General features: G+C 37.3%; 20 protein-coding genes. 14 read left to right on the top strand and 6 right to left on the bottom strand.

From position 1 onward, the window contains the following. Positions 1-76 precede the first annotated feature (76 nt). On the top strand, positions 77-958 hold the full coding sequence (locus QM524_RS01110; RefSeq protein ID WP_095167315.1) for a bifunctional 5,10-methylenetetrahydrofolate dehydrogenase/5,10-methenyltetrahydrofolate cyclohydrolase: 882 nt from the start codon (positions 77-79) through the stop codon (positions 956-958). 454 nt (positions 959-1,412) lie between these two features. Further along, positions 1,413-3,041: a sialate O-acetylesterase gene (locus tag QM524_RS01105; RefSeq protein ID WP_283343096.1), complete on the top strand. Its 1,629-nt coding sequence runs from the start codon at positions 1,413-1,415 to the stop codon at positions 3,039-3,041. Positions 3,042-3,262: 221 nt separating this feature from the next. Here QM524_RS01105 and QM524_RS01100 read toward each other — a convergent pair whose 3' ends face one another. The 5 genes from QM524_RS01100 to QM524_RS01080 all read right to left on the bottom strand — a co-directional run bounded on the left by QM524_RS01100 (position 3,263) and on the right by QM524_RS01080 (position 10,039). Then, positions 3,263-4,291, bottom strand: coding sequence for a sensor histidine kinase (locus tag QM524_RS01100; protein ID WP_166578502.1), 1,029 nt, complete (start codon positions 4,289-4,291; stop codon positions 3,263-3,265). 73 nt (positions 4,292-4,364) lie between these two features. Continuing rightward, positions 4,365-7,274, bottom strand: a complete 2,910-nt coding sequence (locus QM524_RS01095) for a TolB family protein (RefSeq protein WP_283343095.1) — start codon at positions 7,272-7,274, stop codon at positions 4,365-4,367. A 77-nt stretch (positions 7,275-7,351) separates the two neighbouring features. Beyond that, positions 7,352-8,119, bottom strand: a complete 768-nt coding sequence (locus tag QM524_RS01090) for a hypothetical protein (RefSeq protein ID WP_283343094.1) — start codon at positions 8,117-8,119, stop codon at positions 7,352-7,354. 135 nt (positions 8,120-8,254) lie between these two features. Then, positions 8,255-9,340, bottom strand: a complete 1,086-nt coding sequence (locus QM524_RS01085) for an AMP-binding protein (RefSeq protein WP_283343093.1) — start codon at positions 9,338-9,340, stop codon at positions 8,255-8,257. A 210-nt stretch (positions 9,341-9,550) separates the two neighbouring features. Further along, entirely contained in the window at positions 9,551-10,039 is a 489-nt protein-coding gene (locus tag QM524_RS01080) for a QcrA and Rieske domain-containing protein (protein ID WP_283343092.1), read from the bottom strand. A 570-nt stretch (positions 10,040-10,609) separates the two neighbouring features. Between QM524_RS01080 and QM524_RS01075 the strand changes: the two genes are divergently transcribed. The 10 genes from QM524_RS01075 to rplT all read left to right on the top strand — a co-directional run bounded on the left by QM524_RS01075 (position 10,610) and on the right by rplT (position 20,790). Continuing rightward, positions 10,610-11,068 (top strand): DUF2452 domain-containing protein, encoded by a 459-nt coding sequence (locus QM524_RS01075; protein ID WP_095167296.1) that lies wholly within the window; start codon positions 10,610-10,612, stop codon positions 11,066-11,068. A gap of 36 nt (positions 11,069-11,104) precedes the next feature. Further along, positions 11,105-11,923, top strand: a complete 819-nt coding sequence (gene menB / locus QM524_RS01070) for a 1,4-dihydroxy-2-naphthoyl-CoA synthase (RefSeq protein WP_095167294.1) — start codon at positions 11,105-11,107, stop codon at positions 11,921-11,923. Between the two features lie 316 nt (positions 11,924-12,239). Further along, complete coding sequence (locus tag QM524_RS01065) at positions 12,240-12,647, top strand: EVE domain-containing protein (RefSeq protein WP_095167292.1); 408 nt, start codon at positions 12,240-12,242, stop codon at positions 12,645-12,647. A gap of 49 nt (positions 12,648-12,696) precedes the next feature. Then, positions 12,697-14,301 (top strand): hypothetical protein, encoded by a 1,605-nt coding sequence (locus tag QM524_RS01060; RefSeq protein ID WP_283343091.1) that lies wholly within the window; start codon positions 12,697-12,699, stop codon positions 14,299-14,301. A 237-nt stretch (positions 14,302-14,538) separates the two neighbouring features. Further along, positions 14,539-15,435: a class I SAM-dependent methyltransferase gene (locus QM524_RS01055; RefSeq protein ID WP_095167288.1), complete on the top strand. Its 897-nt coding sequence runs from the start codon at positions 14,539-14,541 to the stop codon at positions 15,433-15,435. Positions 15,436-15,736: 301 nt separating this feature from the next. After that, entirely contained in the window at positions 15,737-16,936 is a 1,200-nt protein-coding gene (locus QM524_RS01050; RefSeq protein ID WP_283343090.1) for a tetratricopeptide repeat protein, read from the top strand. Positions 16,937-17,073: 137 nt separating this feature from the next. Beyond that, positions 17,074-19,017 carry a threonine--tRNA ligase gene (gene thrS / locus QM524_RS01045; protein ID WP_095167284.1) on the top strand — a complete coding sequence of 648 codons (1,944 nt, stop codon included), beginning with the start codon at positions 17,074-17,076 and terminating at the stop codon, positions 19,015-19,017. A 312-nt stretch (positions 19,018-19,329) separates the two neighbouring features. Beyond that, positions 19,330-19,890, top strand: a complete 561-nt coding sequence (infC, locus tag QM524_RS01040; protein ID WP_095167282.1) for a translation initiation factor IF-3 — start codon at positions 19,330-19,332, stop codon at positions 19,888-19,890. 257 nt (positions 19,891-20,147) lie between these two features. After that, on the top strand, positions 20,148-20,342 hold the full coding sequence (rpmI, locus tag QM524_RS01035) for a 50S ribosomal protein L35 (RefSeq protein WP_095167280.1): 195 nt from the start codon (positions 20,148-20,150) through the stop codon (positions 20,340-20,342). A 103-nt stretch (positions 20,343-20,445) separates the two neighbouring features. Then, positions 20,446-20,790, top strand: coding sequence for a 50S ribosomal protein L20 (gene rplT / locus QM524_RS01030; RefSeq protein WP_095167278.1), 345 nt, complete (start codon positions 20,446-20,448; stop codon positions 20,788-20,790). 46 nt (positions 20,791-20,836) lie between these two features. Here the strand turns inward: rplT and QM524_RS01025 are convergent, their stop codons facing one another. Further along, entirely contained in the window at positions 20,837-21,274 is a 438-nt protein-coding gene (locus QM524_RS01025; RefSeq protein WP_283343089.1) for a nuclease A inhibitor family protein, read from the bottom strand. Positions 21,275-21,374: 100 nt separating this feature from the next. On the opposite strand from QM524_RS01025, the gene QM524_RS01020 reads away from it, so the two are divergent. Further along, positions 21,375-21,881 (top strand): DUF937 domain-containing protein, encoded by a 507-nt coding sequence (locus tag QM524_RS01020; RefSeq protein ID WP_095167274.1) that lies wholly within the window; start codon positions 21,375-21,377, stop codon positions 21,879-21,881. Between the two features lie 116 nt (positions 21,882-21,997). Further along, positions 21,998-23,143 carry a cysteine desulfurase family protein gene (locus tag QM524_RS01015; RefSeq protein ID WP_283343088.1) on the top strand — a complete coding sequence of 382 codons (1,146 nt, stop codon included), beginning with the start codon at positions 21,998-22,000 and terminating at the stop codon, positions 23,141-23,143. The last annotated feature ends 3 nt before the right edge of the window (positions 23,144-23,146 follow it).

Below are 23,146 nucleotides of genomic sequence, written 5' to 3'. Positions count from 1 at the left end.
ATTTGTCCATAGACAAACAATCCCGTATTTTTGCGCTTTCAAATTTTACTCGATAACATCCCCCACAAGTCTAATCATGCAAATCATCGACGGTAAAGCCGTAGCAGACGAAATAAAAAAAGAAATTGGTGCAGAAGTTGAAGCTATCAAAGCATCAGGAGGTAAAATTCCTCATTTGGTTGCTATTCTCGTTGGAAACAACGGTGCTTCAGAAACTTATGTAGCCAATAAGGTTAAATCTTGCGAAGAATTAGGCTTTAAATCTACTTTGTTGCGTTTTGACCCAACAATTTCGGAGGAAGAGCTTTTGGACGAGGTTCGCAAAATCAACCAAAATGATGACATGGATGGTTTGATTGTTCAGCTTCCACTTCCTGACCATATCAATCCAGACAAAGTAATGGAAACAATCGACCCAAGAAAAGATGTAGATGGTTTCCACCCAATCAATATTGGTAGAATGGCGAAAGGTTTGCCTGCTTATATTTCGGCAACTCCTCAAGGCGTTCTAGATTTGTTGGAGCGTTACAACATCGAAACTGCAGGAAAACATTGTGTAGTAGTGGGTCGTAGTCAGATCGTTGGATTACCAATGACGATTTTGATGCAACGCAATACTAAAATTGGTAACTGTACCGTAACCATTACGCACTCAAGAACTAAAAATTTGGCTGAGGTATGTGCTTCAGCAGATATTTTGATTGCAGCATTGGGTCGTCCAGAATTTATCACAGCTGACTACGTAAAAGAAGGTGCCGTTATCATCGACGTAGGTTTGACTCGCGTAGAAGATAGCTCAAAGAAAAGTGGTTTTGCCTTGAAAGGTGACGTAAAATTTGATGAAGTAGCGCCAAAATGCTCATTCATCACGCCAGTACCAAAAGGTGTAGGTCCAATGACTATCGTTTCGCTTATGAAAAATACTTTACTTTCTGCTAAAAAAGTAATTTATCAATAGCATTCAAAACTCATTTAGTGAATTTAGATTAAGTGAATGAGTGATTATTTTTATGTGAATTTTACTTGTAGAGATGCGATGCTTTGCGTCTTAAACTGAGTCAGATATAGCGTAGTTGTACCAAAAAAGCGGTCGAAAACATATTTTCGACCGCTTTTTTGATGAAAATTTAGAGATTATTCCCAATGTTAAATAACGGAATGACTCTTATTTCTTTTCCTCGATACCCCTTTTATTTACACACCATTCTTATTAAAACCTTAATAAACTCTTCTCAAAAGAATCCATTTTTGTAAAATTTCAAAAAATCTTACTAGATGGCATTGCTTTTGTAGAGTTTTCCATAATTTCATGTCTTCAGGAGTAACATCTCCTTTTCCTAAGTAGCTTATAAATGAGACATTTATACTTTTTTTCACTCCTATTCATCTACCTATTAGCCACCCAACTAGGAATGGCTCAGATAAAAATTCGCTATCCTGAAAGTAGATTTGTATTTCAAAGAAATAATAACAATCAGGCAGAAGTCCCTGTAGTGCTACAATTTGACAAACCTGTCCAAAAAATTGAAATTCAAGCGATTGCTCGTTCTATGAGTACTCCTCAAGGTACATCTACAGACTGGATTACTGTTCAAAAAAACTCCCAATCCAATACATGCTATACCAAAATTACTCTCTCAGGAGGCTGGTATGATTTGGTTGTTAGGGCATTTGATGGACTTACGTTTATAGGTATTGATACATTAAAAAGAGTTGGAGTTGGCGAAGTTTTTATCGTTGCAGGGCAGTCAAATGCCACAGGAGATAATGAACTTAGGAATCAGAACATATTTGGTCCTAGCGCTACCGATGATAGAGTCGAAACCATCAATTATTTTAACGGGGAAAGTACTACTTATGGCGCCACAAAATACCCGTATCCTGTAATTTCTCAAATAGATTCCACCTTTCGTCTAGCGCCTTTTGGCAATAGTGCTTGGTGTTGGGGTGTATTGGGTGACTCCTTAGCCAAGAAACTTAATGTCCCTATTCTTTTTTTCAATGCTGGTTGGTCTGGATCAGGCATAAGCTCGTGGGTGTCATCTGCCGAAGATAGTACGGCTACTCCAAGCGAATTTATTACTTATCCAAGAGGTTTGCCTTATGGAAATTTAAGAAGCTCATTACGCTTTTACACTGCTCAGTTTGGTTTACGAGCAATTCTATGGCATCAGGGTGAGACTGATAATTTATATCAAACAGACCGAGATACTTATGGAAAAAAGTTAAAAAGACTTATAGAAAAATCAAGAGAACATAGCAATGCACCCAATCTGGCGTGGGTGGTGGCACGAGCTACAAGATTTAGGGGATTAAGTATCCAAGCCTCAAGAGTTTGGCAACCCGTGATTGATGCACAAAACGATGTGCTTGGTATCAATGGACAAGGACAGGCCAACTATTTACCCAATACATTTATTGGACCTGCCACCGATTCTCTGATTGGCCCATCAATTCGAACCATTGACTCTGTACACTTTCAAGGGAAAGGAATTGTAAAATTGGCACAAGCTTGGAATATGTATTTAGATAGTCATTTTTTTAGCACGTCAACGCCTATTCTGAGTACCGCATTACCCCTGATTGGTAGCACTTGTGCTAGTATTACGAGCTTAAAATTTACGCTTTCAAATCCAACACTATATTCAATGATTGAGTGGAGTAATGACCCTTTAGCTAAACAAGTTTTCAGTAAAAATACTAGTGTCAATTTATCACAAAATCAGTTTGCTAGAGTCCGAGTAAAAGATGCTCAGGATAGAGAATTATTTAGTCCTTTGTTATATACACCCAACAATTTTGCAGGATTATACCCTTTAGAGTCCATTCAATCGGGCTATTGGCACGACACAGGCATTTGGAGTTGCGGTAGAATTCCCACAGCGTTGGATGAAGTAACCATTTTGAAGAATCATGAAGTCGTTGTTGGAACAGGCTTATCAGCACAGTTTAAGAAGCTTAATTTATTGGGAAATTTATATCTATTTGGCGATACTCATTTGTTTTCAAATAAGGTAGTTCCCAAGTCACCGAAAGAGTAGAGAGACTCATAAATTGAGTGATTGGTGGTTGAGTGATTTAGTGATTATGTTAAAATTTGTATTCTCGTAGTAGAGACGCAATGATTGCGTCTTAAGCCAAATCATATCTAGTATAGTAGCATCAAAAAAAGGCGGTCGAAAATTGTTTTTCGACCGCCTTTTTTGATAAATAGTTAAAGAAATGGATTATTTCAATTCACTAAATGCGAGATAACACCTCTTTATGAATAATGAATAACAACCTGCGAAACCACTTTATCTTCTTCTTGTAATAATTGTAATTCTGCTTTTTCTTGGAAATTAATAGAAAGTCGGCGTTGAAGATTTTTCATCCCTACTCCTATTCGTTTGTTCTCTAAACTTAGCGTACCAGCATTGGTAACCCTTATCATCAAAACTTTCTCTGACATTCGGGCTTGAATCATTATATCACCACCATTTTTCGTTTTTCCAACACCATGTTTGATGGCATTTTCAACTAATAATTGCAACGACATGGGTGGTACTTTACAGCCCATAGTGGCTCTTTCTATCATAAACTGATATCGCAATCTTTCTTCGTATCTTAATTTTTCCAAAAAAAGATAGTCTTTGACCAATTTTAACTCCTCCTCAAAACTCACTAATTGGTGATTCCCCATTGACAAAGACGTCCGAAGCAAATCTGATAATTCTGTCAACGCATGGCGTGCCAAGGCTGGGTCTGTCAAGGTAAGTGCCTTGATGCTATTGATAGCATTAAAAAGGAAATGCGGATTAAGCTGATTTTTAAGGTTTTCTAACTCCGCAATTTTGAGAAGCGTTTCAGCTTTACTTAGCTGTATCTCCTTTTGATGCGAAACCCTTTCCATGATGATTAAATGGAAAAACAAAAACCAAATAATAACATAACGGACTGACTCTACGTAAAACTGTAAATAATCGTAAAGCTCAAGCGGCAAACCCATACTTGGCTTTCTATATCGCTGAAAACCAAAAGCAAAGTCTTGTAAATAGAAAGCACCGCCTACTATTACGATTCCTAGTAGCGCATATGGTATAACATTTCTTTTATCAGCAAGCTTTTTATTGAATATCTCTTTATAAATATGTGTAAGAACTAATCCAATAAAAAAACTAATTACTAAATAGATAGGCAAATTATAACCTTGCTCAAAATACTTTGAGTTAGGTTGTCTGAGCACAAAAGTGGTAAAAGTCCACCAGCTAAACTGTCCTATCCAGTAAACTCGTGAGTCTAGTAACTTCATTTTTTCTATTTTAAGGATGTAAATAATTTGCGGTACACCCCTGTTTGGCTATTTGGTTAAGGCAGACATTGTATTAAAATCCAATGTCTAAAACTACAGGCTGTATCAAAAATTGGTTCAGGTTTTGCAAATATACGAATCTTATACCGACCTCAAAAGATTGAGAAAATCTCATCCAATGAAAATCCCCAGAAATATCCAGACCATAAGATTTAAAGTTACCTATATCACTACCTTTATAATTTAAAACTTTTGTTCCCTGACGAACCGTAAAATCATAATTAGTCTCACCATGTGAGAAATCTGCAAAGAAATTGGTTTTAAGACGCTTCAAATATACCCATCTTCCTATATTCCAATCGGGTGTTGCTAGTGGCATTTTGTAGTCAACACTTAGCGTATTTAGGTACTCATAATTACGATACGAATAGCCTCTTGCATAGGCAAGCGGACTTCCATACGAATACAATTTGCTGTTTGGCGAACCATCCTGATTTTTGAAACCAAACTGTAGTTGGAATCCTCCACGCAATCTCAAACTATGATGGGGAGCTAAGCCTGGTGTATAAATACTCGCTTGTAAAGCCGCCAATCCTCCATCAATTACGCTAGCAAAAGCATTTCTGTAATAAAAATTTAAACTCTGTGCCCATTTAGGTGCTATATCTCTAAGCGACTGCTTCAATTGTCTAACATACGAGAATGTATAGATCATAGACTGATTCAGTCCATTGTAAGATTCTGTCAAATATCTTTTACTCAAGTCATAGCCACTTACTTGCATCATTGCCACATTGGCCGAGAAAGATAATGATTGAATATATTTTGATTTAGTAAAATTTAGAGGTACTCTCAACCCAACCAATAATTCCTGTTGATTCCATCGGTCTGACGCTAAGCTATCCAAAGGCTGTGCATTGTCTAAATACAGGGTAGTCTTCCGCTGAGTATTACGCCACGAAACATCAAGCATTGGGTAAAATGTTTGAAAACTCAAATTGGCATAGGTTCCACTCGTTTGCTCATTCATATTATAGGTATAGCCACCCGAAATAGCGGTAGTTCCCAACATATCCTGAGATGATAAACCTGCATAAAGCGTATTACCAGTAGAGGTAGTCATAGCTCCCCACGAATAGATATTGAAGATATTAAACTTACTGTATTTACTTACCTCATAAGACTGATTTGGCACTTGCTTCAACAGGTTTTGATGTGCCTCTTTCAGCATCATTTCCCCAAAATACCTTGTAGTTGCACTAGGATTCACTTCTTTCAAATCAGAATCCTGCAAAGTCATATAGGCTAGTCGATGCCCATTTTTGGTAAAATTGTTAAAAATCAACTCTTTTCCGTCCTTTGAAATTGCGGGGTTAAATCCTCCTAATTTACGATTTGTGACTTGATAGCGAGTTTGTTTATCTAAACGGTAAAGATAGACATTATCAATACCCGTAACTCCTGAGTTAAAAAACAGGCTATCTCCGTTCAATACTGGATGTGCTAGATTTTCTTGACTACTCGTAAATAAGGCTATTTCTTTGCCTGACAAATCCGTTTTTGTGATAGTTTTCTGTCCATCTTTTAATTTTACGAAAACAATCTCATCCGCTTTTGTCCATCGTGGATGAAGTAAAAATGCGTTTGTTGGATTTGGTATTTTTTGTAATACTTGACCAGACTGAGCATCTAAAATGACCAAACTATATTTTTGTTCAGGTGTACTTTCGACACAGACAATTTTTGAGGCCTCGGTATTCAGACTTGGTGCCGCATATTTAGTTTTGTGAGTGAGCGTTTTGATTTTTCCCTCATTAAAATCATACGTTTTTATCACAGAATAATCCTTACGTGCCCAACGAGCATCATAGGCAATTTCTGCCCATACGACTTTCGTTCCTTGCAGAGAGAGCATCCCTGCATCGTTCCAGATACCTAATTCTGCTATTTTTTCCTCTTCTCCATTTTTATCCACTGCCACTAATTGCGAAATAATATCCAAGCCTGTTTTAACAACCAAAATTCTACCATCGGGCAAATATTGAGGATATAGATAGTTCGAAAAGTATTTGTCTTTACTCGTAATCTGGGTAGCAGGGTTTTCCGTAATCTTGTTTTGCTCCTCAATCCATTCTTTTTGAATATCTAAAAAGGCATTTTTGTACAAATCTTCCACCCGAAGCCCTGTAACTTTTTTGATATTATTAGAAAAAGAAAAAGGATAAAACGGAAATCGATAGGTTCCTGTCAATACTTTATCCCAAGCATCATTTCCATATTTTTTCTTCAAATAAGTCGTTAAAAAATAGCCACTTACATAATGATTGGGAATAAAATCTTTATACGATTCTGTCACTGCTTTGGCATAAGGATATATCTTTCCTGAAGCTAATTGTGCGCGTAATGCCATATCAAAACTCGGGATTCGTCCTCTACCCGATTGAGTCATAGCAGTTTCTATACCAACGGCATCACCTTCTTTAAACCAATTGGGAGCGGTCAGGCTACTTACTACGCCGAGTCCATTATTTCCAAATAAATAATACGCTAATTTCGAGATACCCGTCAAGGCTTTGTCATTTTGTACCACATGACGAAACTCGTGTACTGCCAATAAATCTAGCCAATTGTTAGTTCCCAACAAATTGGGATCTTGAGGTGGCGTCACAAAAAATTCGCTTCTGCGTGGTAATAGGGTTACAAAACCATTGGATACAGTGGTTTGATTTTGTAATAACACAGAAATTTTACGAGGATTTTTACCCAGAGAGGAAGATACCGGTTCATAAACTGTTTCCAACACATTGGCCAAACGCTGCCCCTCTTCGAGATTAGTAGTGGGGAAAATAAGTCTAAAATGTGGCGTATTGATTTTTGACCAGCGAACTGATGGGGGATTTTGTTGTAGACTATTCGTAGAAACCTGAGCCAATTCCAAAAAAGGACTCAAAAGACCAAACACCAACAAAAGACTTTTTTTCATAGAGATAATTTGGTTTGCGAGAATGAATGGATTCTAGCGCTTGTTGAGTTCATCATCAACAAGCGCTATAGGTATTTTTAATCAACCCAAGGGTCGAATGTTTTTTCTAATTCCGTCAAATAGCCTTTATTGCCATTTGGTCGTTTTAAGCTTTTGGTAAATTCATACCAATAACCGTCGCCAACAGAGATATATTTTCCGGTATGCTTTGGTTCATTTTTCAAGGCTGCATCAGGAATAAACTCTCCAATAAAAACCTGCTGAATAATCGCATTAGCTTGCGCCCAAGTAATTGGTTTTGAGTCAGTTTTTCCGATACTATTAATACCCTCGGCTTGACGCTTGGCATAGTAAAGATTCAACTCAAAATTTTTCACATTTTTATCTTTATCGATTCTACGATATTCCAAATGAAAAGGTGCTTCTTTTTGGGAAGTTTCATAAATAGCCTGAATCAATTCTTGCAAAAAATACTCCCAATCTGTTTGATTAATTGGGTTACCTGCTGGTTGTTGATTTACTTCAATTTCGAAGAAGTTCATTTCCTCCTCGAGCGCTTTATGATTAAATTTATTTGGCGTTTTTTTCAATATCTCTTTAATAGGCTCAAGCCATGCATTGTCGATTTGGCCTTTCCAGCTATAATCATCATTGAGTGAGAATCCCTCCTCTAAAATTTCCTCTTCGCTCAAATCTTCTCTATCGATATAGGCGATTTGGAAATCTACCCCGATGCCCTGCCCAGCAAATTGCATTTTTAGCAAAATCTGATGTGAAAATGGAGCACCGACCATATCGGCTGTCTCAAATTTTATTACTAATGATGATAATTGATTAATTTCCATTGGATACTTTTTTTGGTAAAATTGTGTTTTGTCACACTAACATTGTTGCTCATGCTCAAAGCATTGTTTTGTAGCAAATAGCAAAGTCACAAAGGTACAAAGGCTAATTTTGAAGGCAATGAATTGTCCAAAATTTTATGAGTTGGTATCCAAAAGCAAACGTTGAGCAATGACCCTTTTATCAATTTTACCCGAAGCTGTTTCAATAAATGTATTTACTAAAAAAATTGCTTTAGGGATTTTAAATTTTGGTAATTTTTCAGCACATTTTTCTAAAATACTCTTTTCCTCTGTTTTCGTGATTTGGTTTGTTTCCCAAATCAACACGAGTTTTTGTCCTAATTTATCGTCGGGTATTCCCCAAGCAAAAAATCGTTTGTTCGACAATCCCTCGAAATACTTTTTACAGATTTCAAAGACTACTTTTTCCACCTCCTCTAATTGTATCTTGACGCCTCCACTATTGATAATGTTGTCGTATCGACCTAAAATCTTGAATTTCTTATCCTCGGTTAATTCTACAACATCGTTGGTAAATATCCATTCGTTATTCGAGGCTGGTGCTTTTATCGCTAAACAAGAACGCTCGTCGAGCTTGATATCGACTCCATCGAGTATCTCAAACTCATCAGAAAGTCCTATTCCATTCAACCTTTTAATGGCAATATGTGAAACCGTTTCTGTCATGCCATAAGTACTAAACACTGGCACTGAAAGTTGCTGAATCTGTGATTGTAATGCCGCATTCACGGCTGCACCACCAACGATAATGGCTTTCATTGGGTTGATTTTTTGTAATCCTATACCTCCATTCTCAATAATCTCCTGGATTTGAAGAGGTACAAGCGCCACAAAATCAAAATCAAACTGAGATAGCATTGGGTATTTCACAAAAGGATTTGAAACGGGCGGAACAATCACCAGTTTTAACCCAAGAGTCATACCACGTACTAGCATCATCACTCCTGCAATATACTCGATATTTACACATACCAAGGCAGTATCGCCTTGGTTTAACCCAAAAGTTTTACCAGTCAATTCGGCACTCGCTTGCATTTGAGCACGGGTTAATTCAATAGGCTTGGGAGTACCCGTTGAGCCAGAAGTGTGAAGGACAAAAGTTTCGGCTCCAGACAACCATTTTTCACAAAATTCCAATGCTCGTTGCTCGTAGGCATCGTCGGAATTGGGCAAGTTTTCGTAAGAATCAATATATAACATACACAAAAATACAAATCGACTGTGGCATTGTCTACCACAGTCGATTTTTTGTAAGGCGTAAAGATTTTAAACAATTGTAGATTGGGGACTGCTGATTTCGGAAATATGGGAAAATACCTCTTTTGGGATAAAATAGGTTTACCTCTACAATCCAACATCAGTAATCTTTACTAAATTACTTACCAAGTACTTATTTTATTGATAGAAACTCTACTTTACCGAAACCTTACTAGAGGTAGCATCGAAAGAAGCTGTGTATTGTTTCAAAGGACTACTAGCAGGTGCCGATAAAACAGTACCTGTAGTTGAAAATTCTGAACCGTGATTGGGACATTTGAATCTATCCTGGTCAGCCAAAAAATTAATCGTTGTTCCTTCGTGTGTACAAGCTTTTGCTAAAGCAATAAAATTTCCTGCTTTTGTGCGAGCCACAATTACATCGCCAACCACCAAGGCAGAGCCATTAGTTTTTAAAGTTGCATAGTCCGAAGTTGAAATATCAATGGTAAAATCAATAGTTCCTTTCGAACTAGCTGCATTGCCTGTAAATCCAGTACTTGTCGGATTGGTGGTAGTTCCTCCAGTAGTACCCCCCGATGGCGTAGGATCCGACTTGCTACTGCATCCAGATAAACAATTTTGTAAAATTACAGCACCTACACTGATGCCCACGAGCGACATGAATTCCTTACGTTCCATGATGAGATTAAAGAAGTTGTTTAAATAAGACAATAATTACGTTAGAAGAGAATTGTTAATTGTTATCCTCTCGCACAAAAAGATTAGGTGCACCATTCATTAAAAAGGGCACAATATGTTTAAAAAGAAGAAATTATAAATTGCAATACTAGAGTACTGGCTCAAGTTGAAAAGAGAACAAACGGATATATGTTAGTAAATTAAATGTATTTACAGATAAAAACAAATTAAAGCCTGTAAATTCTTCATTACGATTATAACCTCAAAATCAACCTTTTAGTTATATTTTTCTCTGTACATTTTTTTAATTGAATCTATAACTTCAAAAACAATTTATTAGTATCCAAGGTTAAAACCTTGATTGAATTCTTGGAAAATCTCCAAAATTTGGTCTGCCCAATAGATAATATCCCTATTTTTGTAAAAGAATTAACAGGGATTCGAACAACTTATCTATTTCAGTTATCTCAAATAGATATATTATCTAAAATTTATTAGCCTAGTAAATAAAAAATCTTGTTCTAGTAAATTTGTGGTATTCATGAACAGTACACAATTTTCATTAAAATGATGTCCGACGATAAATTTATCAATCCCATTAATAAAGATAAAGTAGCCGAAAATCCAGGTTTGCTACCATACGCACATACCGCAGGTGGTGCTGTAATCAGACCAGAGGATATGGGCAAAACCAAGGGTCGCTCTGTTACTGCGATGCGCCAGCAAACCGACCGTCAAATGAACCAGTTGTACGAACAAATGGAGACTTTGGCAAGACAAGCAAAAGCACTTGCACAGCGTCGTGAAATTTCTGAAAGAATTTACACTGCTACCGTAGGATTCGAACCTATTATCAACGAAACCTACTATATGTACGAGAAAGAAGACGGTACAGATTTGTTGTCATTGGTTGCACCGCATGAGTGGGGCCGTTCGTTCAAGTATGTAAGATATGTGGCAAAAGTGTTACTTTTGGCCGACCATACTTGGGATGTTACTTACAACGAAGAATTAGACAAAGAACAATAAGGCATTAGTGCTTATTCATTATTTAATTATACAATTATGATTCAGTGGGAAACCATCAAGGAATATCAAGAAATCCTGTTTCAATTTCATGAGGCTGGGATTGCAAAAATCTCTATCAATCGTCCTCATGTACACAACGCTTTTACGCCATTGACCGTAAAAGAAATGATTGACGCCATGAATATCTGTCGCGACGACGAGCGTATTGGTGTGATTATTTTGACAGGTGAAGGTGGTCGTGCTTTTTGTAGTGGTGGCGACCAGTCTGTGCGTGGACACGGCGGATACATCGGTACAGATGCTGTACCTCGCTTGAATGTATTGGACTTGCAAAAACAAATTCGTTCAATTCCTAAACCAGTTGTAGCTATGGTTGCAGGTTGGGCAATTGGCGGTGGTCACGTTTTGCACGTGGTTTGTGACTTGTCTATTGCTGCTGAAAATGCTCGTTTTGGACAAACTGGTCCAAACGTAGGTTCTTTTGACGGTGGCTTTGGTGCATCTTATTTGGCTAGAGTTGTTGGTCAGAAAAAGGCTCGTGAGATTTGGTTCTTGTGTGACCAATACAACGCTCAAGAGGCTTTGGATATGGGATTGGTCAACAAAGTAGTTCCATTAGAAAAACTTGAAGAAACTACTGTTGAGTGGTGTTTGAAAATGTTGGAGAAAAGTCCTTTGGCACTTCGTATGTTAAAATCTGCGTTTAACGCCGAGTTGGACGGACAAGCAGGTATTCAAGAATTGGCAGGTAACGCAACGTTGTTGTACTACTTATCTGACGAAGCAAAAGAAGGTAAAAATGCTTTCTTGGAAAAAAGAAAACCAGACTTCAGCAAATTCCCAAAATTCCCATAAGAATCGAAAACATAGTTTTCAAAATTCAGCATTCTCAAAAACGCCCAACCATAAAATATGGTTGGGCGTTTTTTATTATTGACTCAGACACAACATTTTAGATTTTATTCAAAAAAACTTATCACCGCAAATCAACCTTTTATCTACAAATTGTGTCTATAGTGGAAGCAAATACTTCCAAATTTTAATAACAAGATTCAAGACCAAAGCGTTAAGTATATCAAGATTTCTTTTAGTTTTGGGGAAATAACAAAAGAGGAAGATTCATGGGTAATTTTCTTTTGTAAAATTTGTAAAATACTTAATTCTTATAAAAATGAACTATTGGTTAGTAAAGTCTGAGCCTTTCAAATATTCGTGGGATGATTTTGTAGCACAAGGAGTAGGCATGTGGGACGGTGTCAGAAATTATCAGGCTCGCAATAATATGAAAAGTATGAAGCTTGGAGATTTAGTATTTTTCTATCACTCCAACGAAGGACTTGAAGTTGTAGGTATTGCTAAGGTGGTTAAAGAACATTACCCCGACCCTACTACAGATGATGATCGTTGGGTAGTGGTAGATTTATCACCTGTTGAAAAATTACCAAAAACAGTTACACTTAAACAAATGAAGAATGATGAAAGACTACAAGATTTAGCTTTAATTAAACAATCTCGCTTGTCGGTTACTCCTGTAAAATCGGAAGAATTTGACATCATTGTGGGATTGGCTCATGAATAAATAGCTAGTCTACAAGCTTTTGTTAATCTATAACCCAATCACAACATATATGAAAAAGATATTGTTGATTTTAAGTTGGCTACTTTGTACAACTACAATGTATGCCCAAAGTGTAAAGCGTGTAGAGATTCCACTGCCTTCGGCTTCATCGGAATACTTTACGATTCCTTTGCAAAAGCAAGGCGTGCTTCTTTTGTCCCAAATCAACAAAAATCAGTTTAACCTCATTAAACTTGATACTAACCTTGAAACTGTTTGGAATATTAATGGTACGATAGATGGCAACCTCGATTATGTAAAGCACTCTTACGATGGCAAAAATGTGTACTTGCTTTTTAGCCGTTATCGTAGCAATGTATTTGAAGTAATCAAAGTAAACCTTGGTCCGGGCTTTGTCGAAAAATTCCAAATCATGTCGGTCGACAGACTTGAAGTGTCTGATTTTCAAGCACTCAACTCATCGGTATTTATCGGAGGACTTGTCAATAGCCAGCCCATTATCTTGTACACAGATTTGGCCGCTCGCAAAACCAAAGTATTACCTTCTGCCTTGAAAAACCAAGCAGAATTACAGTCGATGGAGCTTGATACCGTAAACCATTTTGTGAACGTTACGTATGCTGTCGGCAACAAAGGAAAAAATTATCAATTGGTCGTAAAATCATTTGATGAAGAAGGTACTCCTATCAATCAAATTGTGATGGATACCCAAGAAGATTTTGCTATGATGAATGGTCGCCTCAATATGGTTTCGGATAGCACCCAAATCATGTTTGGTACTTATGGTCACAAAAATTCTATTGGTACACAGCGTGGTCCTACCTCACAAGGAATTTATTTCGGCAAAATGCTTGACAATGAGCTAACTGAACTGAAGTTTTATAGCTTTACGGATTTCAAAAACTTCTTTAATTATCTCAGTGAAAAACAACGCTTAAAGCAAGAAAGGAAAATTCAAGATAAAAGAGACAAAGGCGAAGACCTACGCTTAGATTACCGTTTCTTGGTTCATGATATTGTTAAACAGGGAGATAAATACATTCTTGTTGCAGAGGCATTTTATGCCGATTACCGTTATAACAACTTCAATAATCCGTATAGTCCGTTTAGTTCATGGGGCTCTGGTGCGTTTGGAAGTCCTTGGAACTCCTTCTATAATCCATACCGCTGGGGATACGGCTACTACGGTTTGTACTCGCCATTTAGTAGCTACTACAGTCCATGGGGATATGGAAACAGATATTATGGAAACTCACAAACTTTTGATGGTTGGATATATACTCACGCGGTAGTAGCGGCTTTTGACGAAAAAGGAAATTTGTTGTGGGACAACAGCATTCCATTGAAAGATGTGAAAGAGCCTAAATTGGTCGAGAAAGTTCAAGCCTCTATCAAAGGCGACCAAATTACCCTGACCTACAGTAACAAAGGGCAAATATTCACCAAAACCATTGTTAAGGATTTGACACTCGATGAATTAACACCCAAACAAGTAGATACTCAAGTAATAGGAGATGTAGTAAAAAGAACTACTTCTGACCATATCGATTATTGGTTTGATAATTACTTTTTAGCGTCAGGTGTTCAACGCATTAACAACGATTCTGAAAATTTACGTCGTAATGTGTTCTATTTGAACAAAGTATCTTTTTAGCATGCTTTAATGGTATCCTCTTGACGAGGGATATTTTAGAAGAATAGTAAAATATTGAACTTCAGACTTTAATGCTCTGTTTTTCAGACGATTAAAGTCCTTTTAAAAAATATTAATAGGAAGCTCAGAGCATATAGCCAAAATTGCTCGTATTCTAACAAGTCTTTTTTGTAAATTTGTAGCGGTATTCGAAAAGGATACCGCTTTTTATTTGCAGAAGTTTAATCAACAGAACCATTGAGCACAACCGTAATACAAACAGCAACACCCAAAAATTGGAAAGCTTATCAACTTTTAGATTCGGGTGGTTTTGAGAAATTAGAAAAATTTGGAGACTATATCTTACGTCGTCCCGAACCGCAAGCGGCTTGGGATAAGTCACTCTCAGAATTAGAGTGGCAAAATAGCGCACATGCCTATTTCAAAAAAGACAAAGGTTCGCAAGAAAAAGGCGAATGGATGTTGAAAAAAGGAATGGTAGAGCGTTGGTATATGCCTTATCAAACACCGACATTGAACCTTAATTTTAAACTGGCACTTTCCTCTTTCAAACACGTAGGTATTTTTCCAGAACAGGCTATGAACTGGGATTTTATTATGGAAAAGGTTAAGAAAATGCCTGTTAAAAATCCCAAGGTATTGAATCTCTTTGCTTATACAGGTGGTGCTTCTATCGCAGCCAAACAAGCAGGAGCCGATGTAACGCACGTAGATTCTATCAAGCAAGTAATTAGCTGGTCACGCGATAATATGGAAGCTAGTCAGCTCGATAATATCCGTTGGGTAGTTGAAGATGCAATGAAATTTGTACGCAGAGAAGCAAAACGTGGAAATGTGTATCAAGGAATCATACTTGACCCACCAGCGTATGGTCGTGGTCCTGATGGCGAAAAATGGGTATTGGAAGAACAGATTAATGAAATGCTCAAAACAGTGGCACAAATTTTAGATAAGGAAAATTATTTTCTCATCTTAAATATGTACTCTATGGGATTCTCTTCTCTCATTGTTGAAAATCTAGTAAAGTGTAGCTTTGAGCATTCCAAAAATCATGAATTCGGGGAACTTTACTTAGAAGATTCTTTCAAAAAGAAACTTCCTCTTGGGGTGTATTATCGCTTCGCGAGCATCTAAAAATAGTACAAACTGGAGGATTCATATAACAAATAAATACTTGACTTTATGATCTTCTTAAATAACTATTTTATGGCTCAAAAAGCTAAACAAACACCTCTAATGCTTTAAGTAGCAACAAGAAAAGTGCTAAAAGATAAAATTTTTTCATAACAACAAAATCAGTGATTAGTTAAGGTTTTACTGATAGCAAATATATTGTTATTTATATTTTCAAACAATAATTTTTGTTTGTTTCGGGAACTTTTAAATGTTTTTTAATACAGCAATTATTCTCATCGAAAATGCTGTAATTTCGAGAATGATGAAAAGACTTTTTTTCTACTATATATTCTTGTTGGGAATAGGGCTTTTTTTGGTCAGCTGTAATAGCGAATCAAAGAAAGGGCTTTCTATCCCTGCCGTTCCTGAAGTTACCGAAAAAGCGCGCAGAGCTGCCGCAATTGAATTCTTAACCGATTTGATTAATTCGTCTTCTAGTTCTTCTGAAATTTATTACAAAAGAGCCAAATTGTACCTTGAAGACGAAAGACCCAAAGAGGCTTTAGAGGATATCAATACTGCTATTGGCATGAAAGCCAACAATGGTCATTTTTACCAAACAAAAGCACTTATCTTAAGAGAACTCAAAGAGCCCCAACAAGCTCTTGAGGCTGCCTCCAAAGCCGAGGTTCTCAACGTTGAGTCGCCAGAGTTGTTTACGCTTTTGGGAGATTTGTATCAACAAATTGGGCAATTCGCTAAAGCTAAATTATACTTAAACAAGTCCTTACAGATTTCACCAAATCATGGTGAAACCTATTTCTTTAAGGGTGAAATTGCTGCTAGACAAGGTGATACTACCACAGCATTACAGTATTTTCACCAAACACTTAATCTCAAACCAACGTTTTTGCCACTGTATCTTAAGTTTGCTGAAGTTTACACGGCTTTACGTCAGTATGATTTAGCCTTATTTTACAGTGATGAGGGGATAAAGCAACATCCTAAAAATGCGGAATTGTACTATAAAAAGGGGGTTACCTATCAACGTGCCTATCAAACCGATAGCGCATTGGCGAGTTATACCAAAGCTGTAAAGTTAGATTCGTCCCTAACGCAGGCTAGTTTTAGTGCAGGAATGTTGTATTTCAAAATTAGAAATTACCGTTTTGCTTTACCGCAGTTTGCCCATACAGTCAAGATTAACCCCAAATATCCTGATGCGAAGCTTTTTTTAGCCATTTGTCAGGAGTTTACTGGTGATTTTGCCTCTGCAATCCTCACTTACGAGCAAATTATTGCCGAAAATCCATCAGATTATCGTGCTACAGGCGGACTCTATCGTACCAAGCGTAAACAAGACTATGGTTCATATATTACAGACAACTTTGGCTCATCTACTGATACGAGTGGTTTGACTCAATATGATATTCCAAGAAAGAATGTTGATACGACGTTTAGACCATTACAACCTAAGTCAAGATTAAACTTAAAACCCGATTCTTCTCGAAAGAATTAATTATCTTTGAATAGTCTTTACATTTTAATTCATAAAAACAAAAACCAACGCCTGTAATGGCTATACCTTCGAAGAAATTGTTTGTATAATTTTCTAATAAGGAAAGATAGAATACAGGCCGAAACTAAAACAATCAAATGATTAAAATCACGTTACCCGATGGTAGTGTTAGAGAGTATGCCCAGGGAGTCACTGGGATGGACATTGCCCTCAGTATTTCAGAAGGTCTAGCCAGAAATGTATTGGCAGCGAAAGTAAATGGAAAGGTAGTTGATGCATCATTACCTATCAATCAAGATTCAGATTTCCAGCTACTTACGTGGAACGATACAGATGGTAAACAGACTTTCTGGCACTCTTCTGCCCACTTGATGGCCGAGGCTATTGAAGCTTTATACCCTGGAACGAAATTCGGTATTGGTCCTGCTATTGAAACAGGTTTCTACTACGATATCGACATGGGTGATAAAACCTTAAGCTCAGAAGACTTCAAGAAGATTGAAGACAAAATGGTAGAATTAGCTCGTCAAAAAAATGAATATCAACGCACTCCTATCTCAAAGGCTGAGGCGATTGAATACTTCACCGAAAAAGGCGACGAATATAAATTAGAATTAATCGATGGTCTTGAAGATGGTTCGATTACTTTCTATTCTCAAGGTAACTTTACGGACTTATGTCGTGGACCACACATTCCTAATACAGGCTTTATCAAAGCTATTAAGTTAATGAGTGTGGCAGGTGCTTACTGGCGTGGAGACGTGAGTCGTAAGCAAATGACTCGTGTATATGCCGTTACATTCCCAAAACAAAAGGAATTAGATGAATACCTACATTTGTTGGAAGAGGCTAAACGTCGTGACCACCGTAAATTAGGTAAAGAACTAGAATTGTTTGCTTTCTCTGAGAAAGTAGGTATGGGCTTACCACTTTGGTTACCAAAAGGAACCATGTTGCGTGAGCGCTTGGAAGGTTTCCTTCGCAAAGCACAGGTTCGTGCGGGATACTCTCCTGTAGTGACGCCTCATATCGCTTCCAAAGAATTATATGTAACCTCAGGGCACTACGCTAAATATGGTCAAGATTCATTCCAACCAATTCGTACTCCAGACGAAGATGAAGAATTTTTCTTGAAACCAATGAACTGCCCTCACCACTGCGAAATTTACAAAGTAAAACCTCGTAGTTATCGTGAACTTCCATTGCGTTTGGCGGAATTCGGAACTGTATATCGTTACGAACAATCTGGTGAATTACATGGTTTAACACGTGTAAGAGGATTTACTCAGGATGATGCACACATCTTCTGTCGTCCAGACCAAGTGGAAGAAGAGTTCATGAAAGTAATTGATCTTGTATTGTATGTTTTCAAAGCTTTAGGTTTCGAAAACTATTCAGCACAAGTATCACTTCGTGACCCTGAAAACAAAGAAAAATACATTGGTAGAGATGAAGACTGGGAAAGAGCAGAAGCAGCTATTATTCGTTCGGCAGAAATTAAAGGATTGCCAACGGTAGTAGAATTAGGCGAGGCAGCGTTCTATGGTCCTAAACTCGACTTTATGGTGAAAGATGCTCTTGGTCGTAAATGGCAATTGGGTACAATCCAAGTAGATTACCAATTACCACAACGTTTTGAGTTGGAATACACTGGTTCTGACAACCAAAAACACCGCCCAGTAATGATTCACCGTGCGCCATTTGGTTCATTAGAGCGTTTTGTGGCTATTTTGATTGAAAACACTGCGGGTAACTTCCCATTGTGGTTGTCACCAGACCAATTGGCGGTATTACCAATTTCTGAGAAATACGAAGATTACGCAAATGACTTATTCGTAAGATTGCAAGAGCAAGATTTGCGTGGATATATCGATCACAGGGACGAAAAAATTGGAAGAAAAATCCGTGATGCGGAAGTTTCAAAAATTCCATTCATGCTTATTGTGGGTGAAAAAGAATCTGCTGAAGGAAAAGTTTCAGTGCGTAAAAAAGGAGAAGGCGATTTAGGAATGATGACAATCGAAGAGTTTATTCAATTGGCTCAAGAAGAAATCAACAAGAATTTGGCGCGCATTAGCTAAGCAGCCCAATATCTGTGGCATTTGGTGAATGATAAGTTAAAACTCCTATCATTCATCAAATGCTACAGATTAAGGATAGAATAGCAACGAAAAATAAATTTGTGGTTTCACAGACGCGGAAATTTGCATTTCATTTTTTTTTGATTTAGATTTCGGAAAGATAAATTGATAACTATCTAATAATCACGAAAATCTGTAAATAGACTTTGTGCTGGAACATTTTTAGGAGTATTATAGTTATTAATTTAAACAGTTTTTGAACTTCTAGCTCAATCTGATTTTATATAATTTAAAACTAATAACTTTTACAATATGGCGTTACGCCCGAATAATAATTACAAAGGGACAAAAAGAGAAGAGGAACCTTACAGAATTAATAATGCTATCCGTGGCGTTCAACAGGTTCGTCTTGTAGGTGAAAACGTTGAACAAGGCATTGTTGAGTTCAAACAAGCGTTAGAAATTGCGAGTCAACAAGGGTTAGACTTGGTAGAGATTTCGCCAAAAGCAGTTCCACCAGTATGTCGTGTTATTGATTACGCAAAGTTTAAATACGAACAGAAGAAAAAACAAAAAGAAATTAAAGCCAATGCAGCTAAAACAGTTGTAAAGGAAATTCGTTTCGGTCCTAACACGGATGAACACGACTTTAATTTTAAATTGAAACACGCTATCAGCTTCTTGAAAGAAGGTGCAAAAGTAAAAGCTTATGTACACTTCGTTGGTCGTGCTATCGTATTTAAAGAAAGAGGAGAAATGCTTTTGCTTAACTTTGCAAAAGGTTTGGAAGAGGTTGGTAAACCAGATGAAATGCCAAGATTGGAAGGAAAAAGAATGTCTATTATCTTCTCTCCAAAAGTTGTGAAGAAATAGTGCTCTGTTCCAGACTTCCCGTCTGAATATGACAATCTATTAGACTCCTAGAGGTTTATACGTATATTTCAGGTAAAATCCTGATAATCAAAAGCCATTAATGACTGTTCTCAGCATTAATGGCTTTTTTATTTCTTAAAAATTAATTATTAACGCAAATAATTACAAACTTTTTTTGTATCTTTGCGAACTATTTTACCAAGCTGAGACAGAAATGTTGAGGCAATTACTTTTCACAATTTAAACGTTTAACAGAAATGCCAAAAATTAAAACTAAGTCAGGAGCGAAAAAACGCTTCAAAGTGACTGGATCAGGCAAAATTAAGCGTAAGCACGCTTTCCATAGCCACATTTTAACAAAAAAATCTACTAAACGTAAGCGTAACTTGGTTCATGATACATTAGTATCTGCTTCAGATATGAACAGAGTTACAGCCATGTTAGTATTGTAATTTTTTTCGGAAATCTAATTTCCATTTAGTTATTGTTCAACCAGAAAATTGGCCTTAAAGATTTCTTCAACGAAACGCCAAATTTCAAAAAACAAGCAAGATTATGCCACGTAGCGTCAATCACGTAGCGTCGAGAGCAAGACGTAAAAAAGTGCTTAAATTAGCCAAAGGTTTCTACGGAAGAGGTAAAAACGTTTGGACAGTAGCAAAAAACAAGATCGAGAAAGGTCTTCAATATGCTTACCGTGACCGTAAGGTTAAGAAAAGAGATTTCCGCTCATTGTGGATTCAACGTATCAATGCTGCTGCACGTCAAGAAGGTCTTTCTTACTCAGCATTCATGGGTAAAGTAAGCAAATCTGGTATCGAATTAAATAGAAAAGTATTGGCTGACTTAGCAATGAACCACCCAGAGGCGTTCAAAGCTGTAGTAGCTAAAGTAAAATAGCACATTAAAAGCCGAACCTCTAAGGAAGTTCGGCTTTTTTGTTTTCCTACGTTTCAATCACCTTTGTTTTTACTCCCACACAATTTCCTTCTGTAGGCTTTCCCAACAAATACACGTCAATTTCTATACTTCCTATTCTGTAAATTTTTATATCTGTCAAGTTGGCTGTTAATAGAGCATGTAAATCCTCCGCAGATTTTAGCCACCCTAATTCTTCTACGCCAAACCAATCTTCTTTTTTCAATAAAGGTTTAAAAAATGTTTCTACATCCCATTCTGAAGTAGTTACTTCGGGCGGAATTCCTAGAAACATTTTAAGAGATGCCACATCTGGAGTACCCTCTATAGCAAATGGAGCATCTAAGAATTCAATCTTTTCATCAGATTCACTGGGGTAATAAAGGTCAGCTACTAAGGCTGTTATCTGTTCTCCTAAAGATAAATTTGGATCTTCTTGTGACAAATTGATAGCTGTTTCTGTCATAACACTGATTTTTATAGATTTTAATCATAATTTAGTTGAATTTATAAAAAGTCTTTCTATTATTGTACTCAACACAAACCAAATTTAAACCCCCATAAAGATGTTAGAGCAACTCATGGGTCTAATCCAAGACCATTCTCAAGACGCAATCGTTAATAACCCCGCTATTCCTAACGAAAAAAACAATGATGCAATGCAAACTATCCTTGGCGCCATTACTGGCGGGCTGCAACAGCAGGCACAAGGCGGTGGTTTAGCTAGCGTTATGGGTCTTTTGGGTGGACAAGCAAATACAAGTGGTGGAAATCTTATGTCCAACCCAATTGTAGCAAACATTACTCAGCAAGCAGTAACAGGTTTGATGCAAAAATTTGGACTTGAAAATAGTGCAGCAGCAGGAATCGTGAGTCAAGTATTGCCGGGTGTAATTAGTTCTGTGATTTCGAAAACTAATGACCCAAATGACAACTCATTAAACATGTCAGACTTTACAAACGCATTTAGCGATGGTAAATTTGACATGAATGATGTATCTAACATTGCAGGTAAATTACTAGGCGGTAACGCTGGTGGTATCGGCGGCATGTTGGGTGGCTTATTCAAGTAATTAAATCATACCGAACCCATTTATATATTTGAAGGTGTAAGATTTTCTTACACCTTTTTTAGTTTCAGTCCGATGGATGTTTATCTTTGAAGCAGATTCATCAAATTCTTTATATCGTGAAATTACCTGTTTATTTGGATTACAACGCCACAACGCCTGTCGACGAGAGGGTTTTAGCAGACATGATACCATGGTTTACTCAGAACTTCGGTAATGCTGCTTCAAGAAGTCATTTATACGGTTGGCAAGCTGAAGAAGCCGTTTCGATAGCACGCACACAAGTTGCTAAACTACTTGGTGCAGGCGAAAAAGATATTGTCTTTACCAGCGGCGCAACAGAGTCAAATAACCTGGCGATTAAAGGTGTATTTGAAGCTTTTGGAAAAGAAAAAAATCATATTATTACCATTGCCACCGAGCATAAAGCCATCCTCGATGTGTGTACGCATTTGGAGCAATTTGGTGCTAAAACCACCGTATTATTACCAAACTCAGACGGTCTAATCACGACTGAACAAATTGCTGAGGCAATCGAAGCCGATACTTTATTGGTTTCGGCGATGTATGCCAACAACGAAACAGGCGTTATTTTTCCGATTGAGGAGATAGCAAAAATCTGCAGAGAAAGAAATATATTTTTTCATACCGACGCTACTCAGGCGGTTGGCAAACTCCCTATCAATTTACGAAATACACCTATCGACCTTTTGAGTTTATCGGCTCACAAACTCTATGGAGCCAAAGGAATTGGCGCCTTGTATGTCAACCGAAATAATCCCAAACTTCAGGTAATCGCCCAAATGGATGGCGGCAAACACGAACGAGGAATGCGCTCAGGAACGCTTAATGTACCTGGCGTAGTTAGCCTAGGAAAAGCCTGTGATTTGGCTAGATTAGAGATGAGAGCTAATCAAGAAAAGCTTTCTTTTTTAAGATATAAATTAGAACAATCCATCCTATCGAAACTTGAAAATACCTCTGTAAATGGAGGAAATGCCCCTAGACTGGCGCACGTTACGAATATTGCTTTTGGTGGTGTAGATGGCGAAATGTTATTAGGAAACCTTAAAAATATCGCCGTTTCCTCTGGTTCTGCCTGTACTTCTGCCTCTGTCCTACCCTCTCATGTGCTCAAGGCTATGGGCATAAACGACGACTTGGCGTATAGTTCTATTCGATTTAGTTTAGGGAAATATACCACTGAAGAGGAAATTGATTTTGCGATCAATCATGTAGTGGAAGTGATTGAAAAAATGAGGTAAAGA

Source organism: Flectobacillus roseus, from assembly GCF_030056595.1.
Lineage (GTDB): Bacteria > Bacteroidota > Bacteroidia > Cytophagales > Spirosomataceae > Flectobacillus > Flectobacillus roseus.
This window is presented reverse-complemented; position numbering and strand designations above follow the sequence as displayed.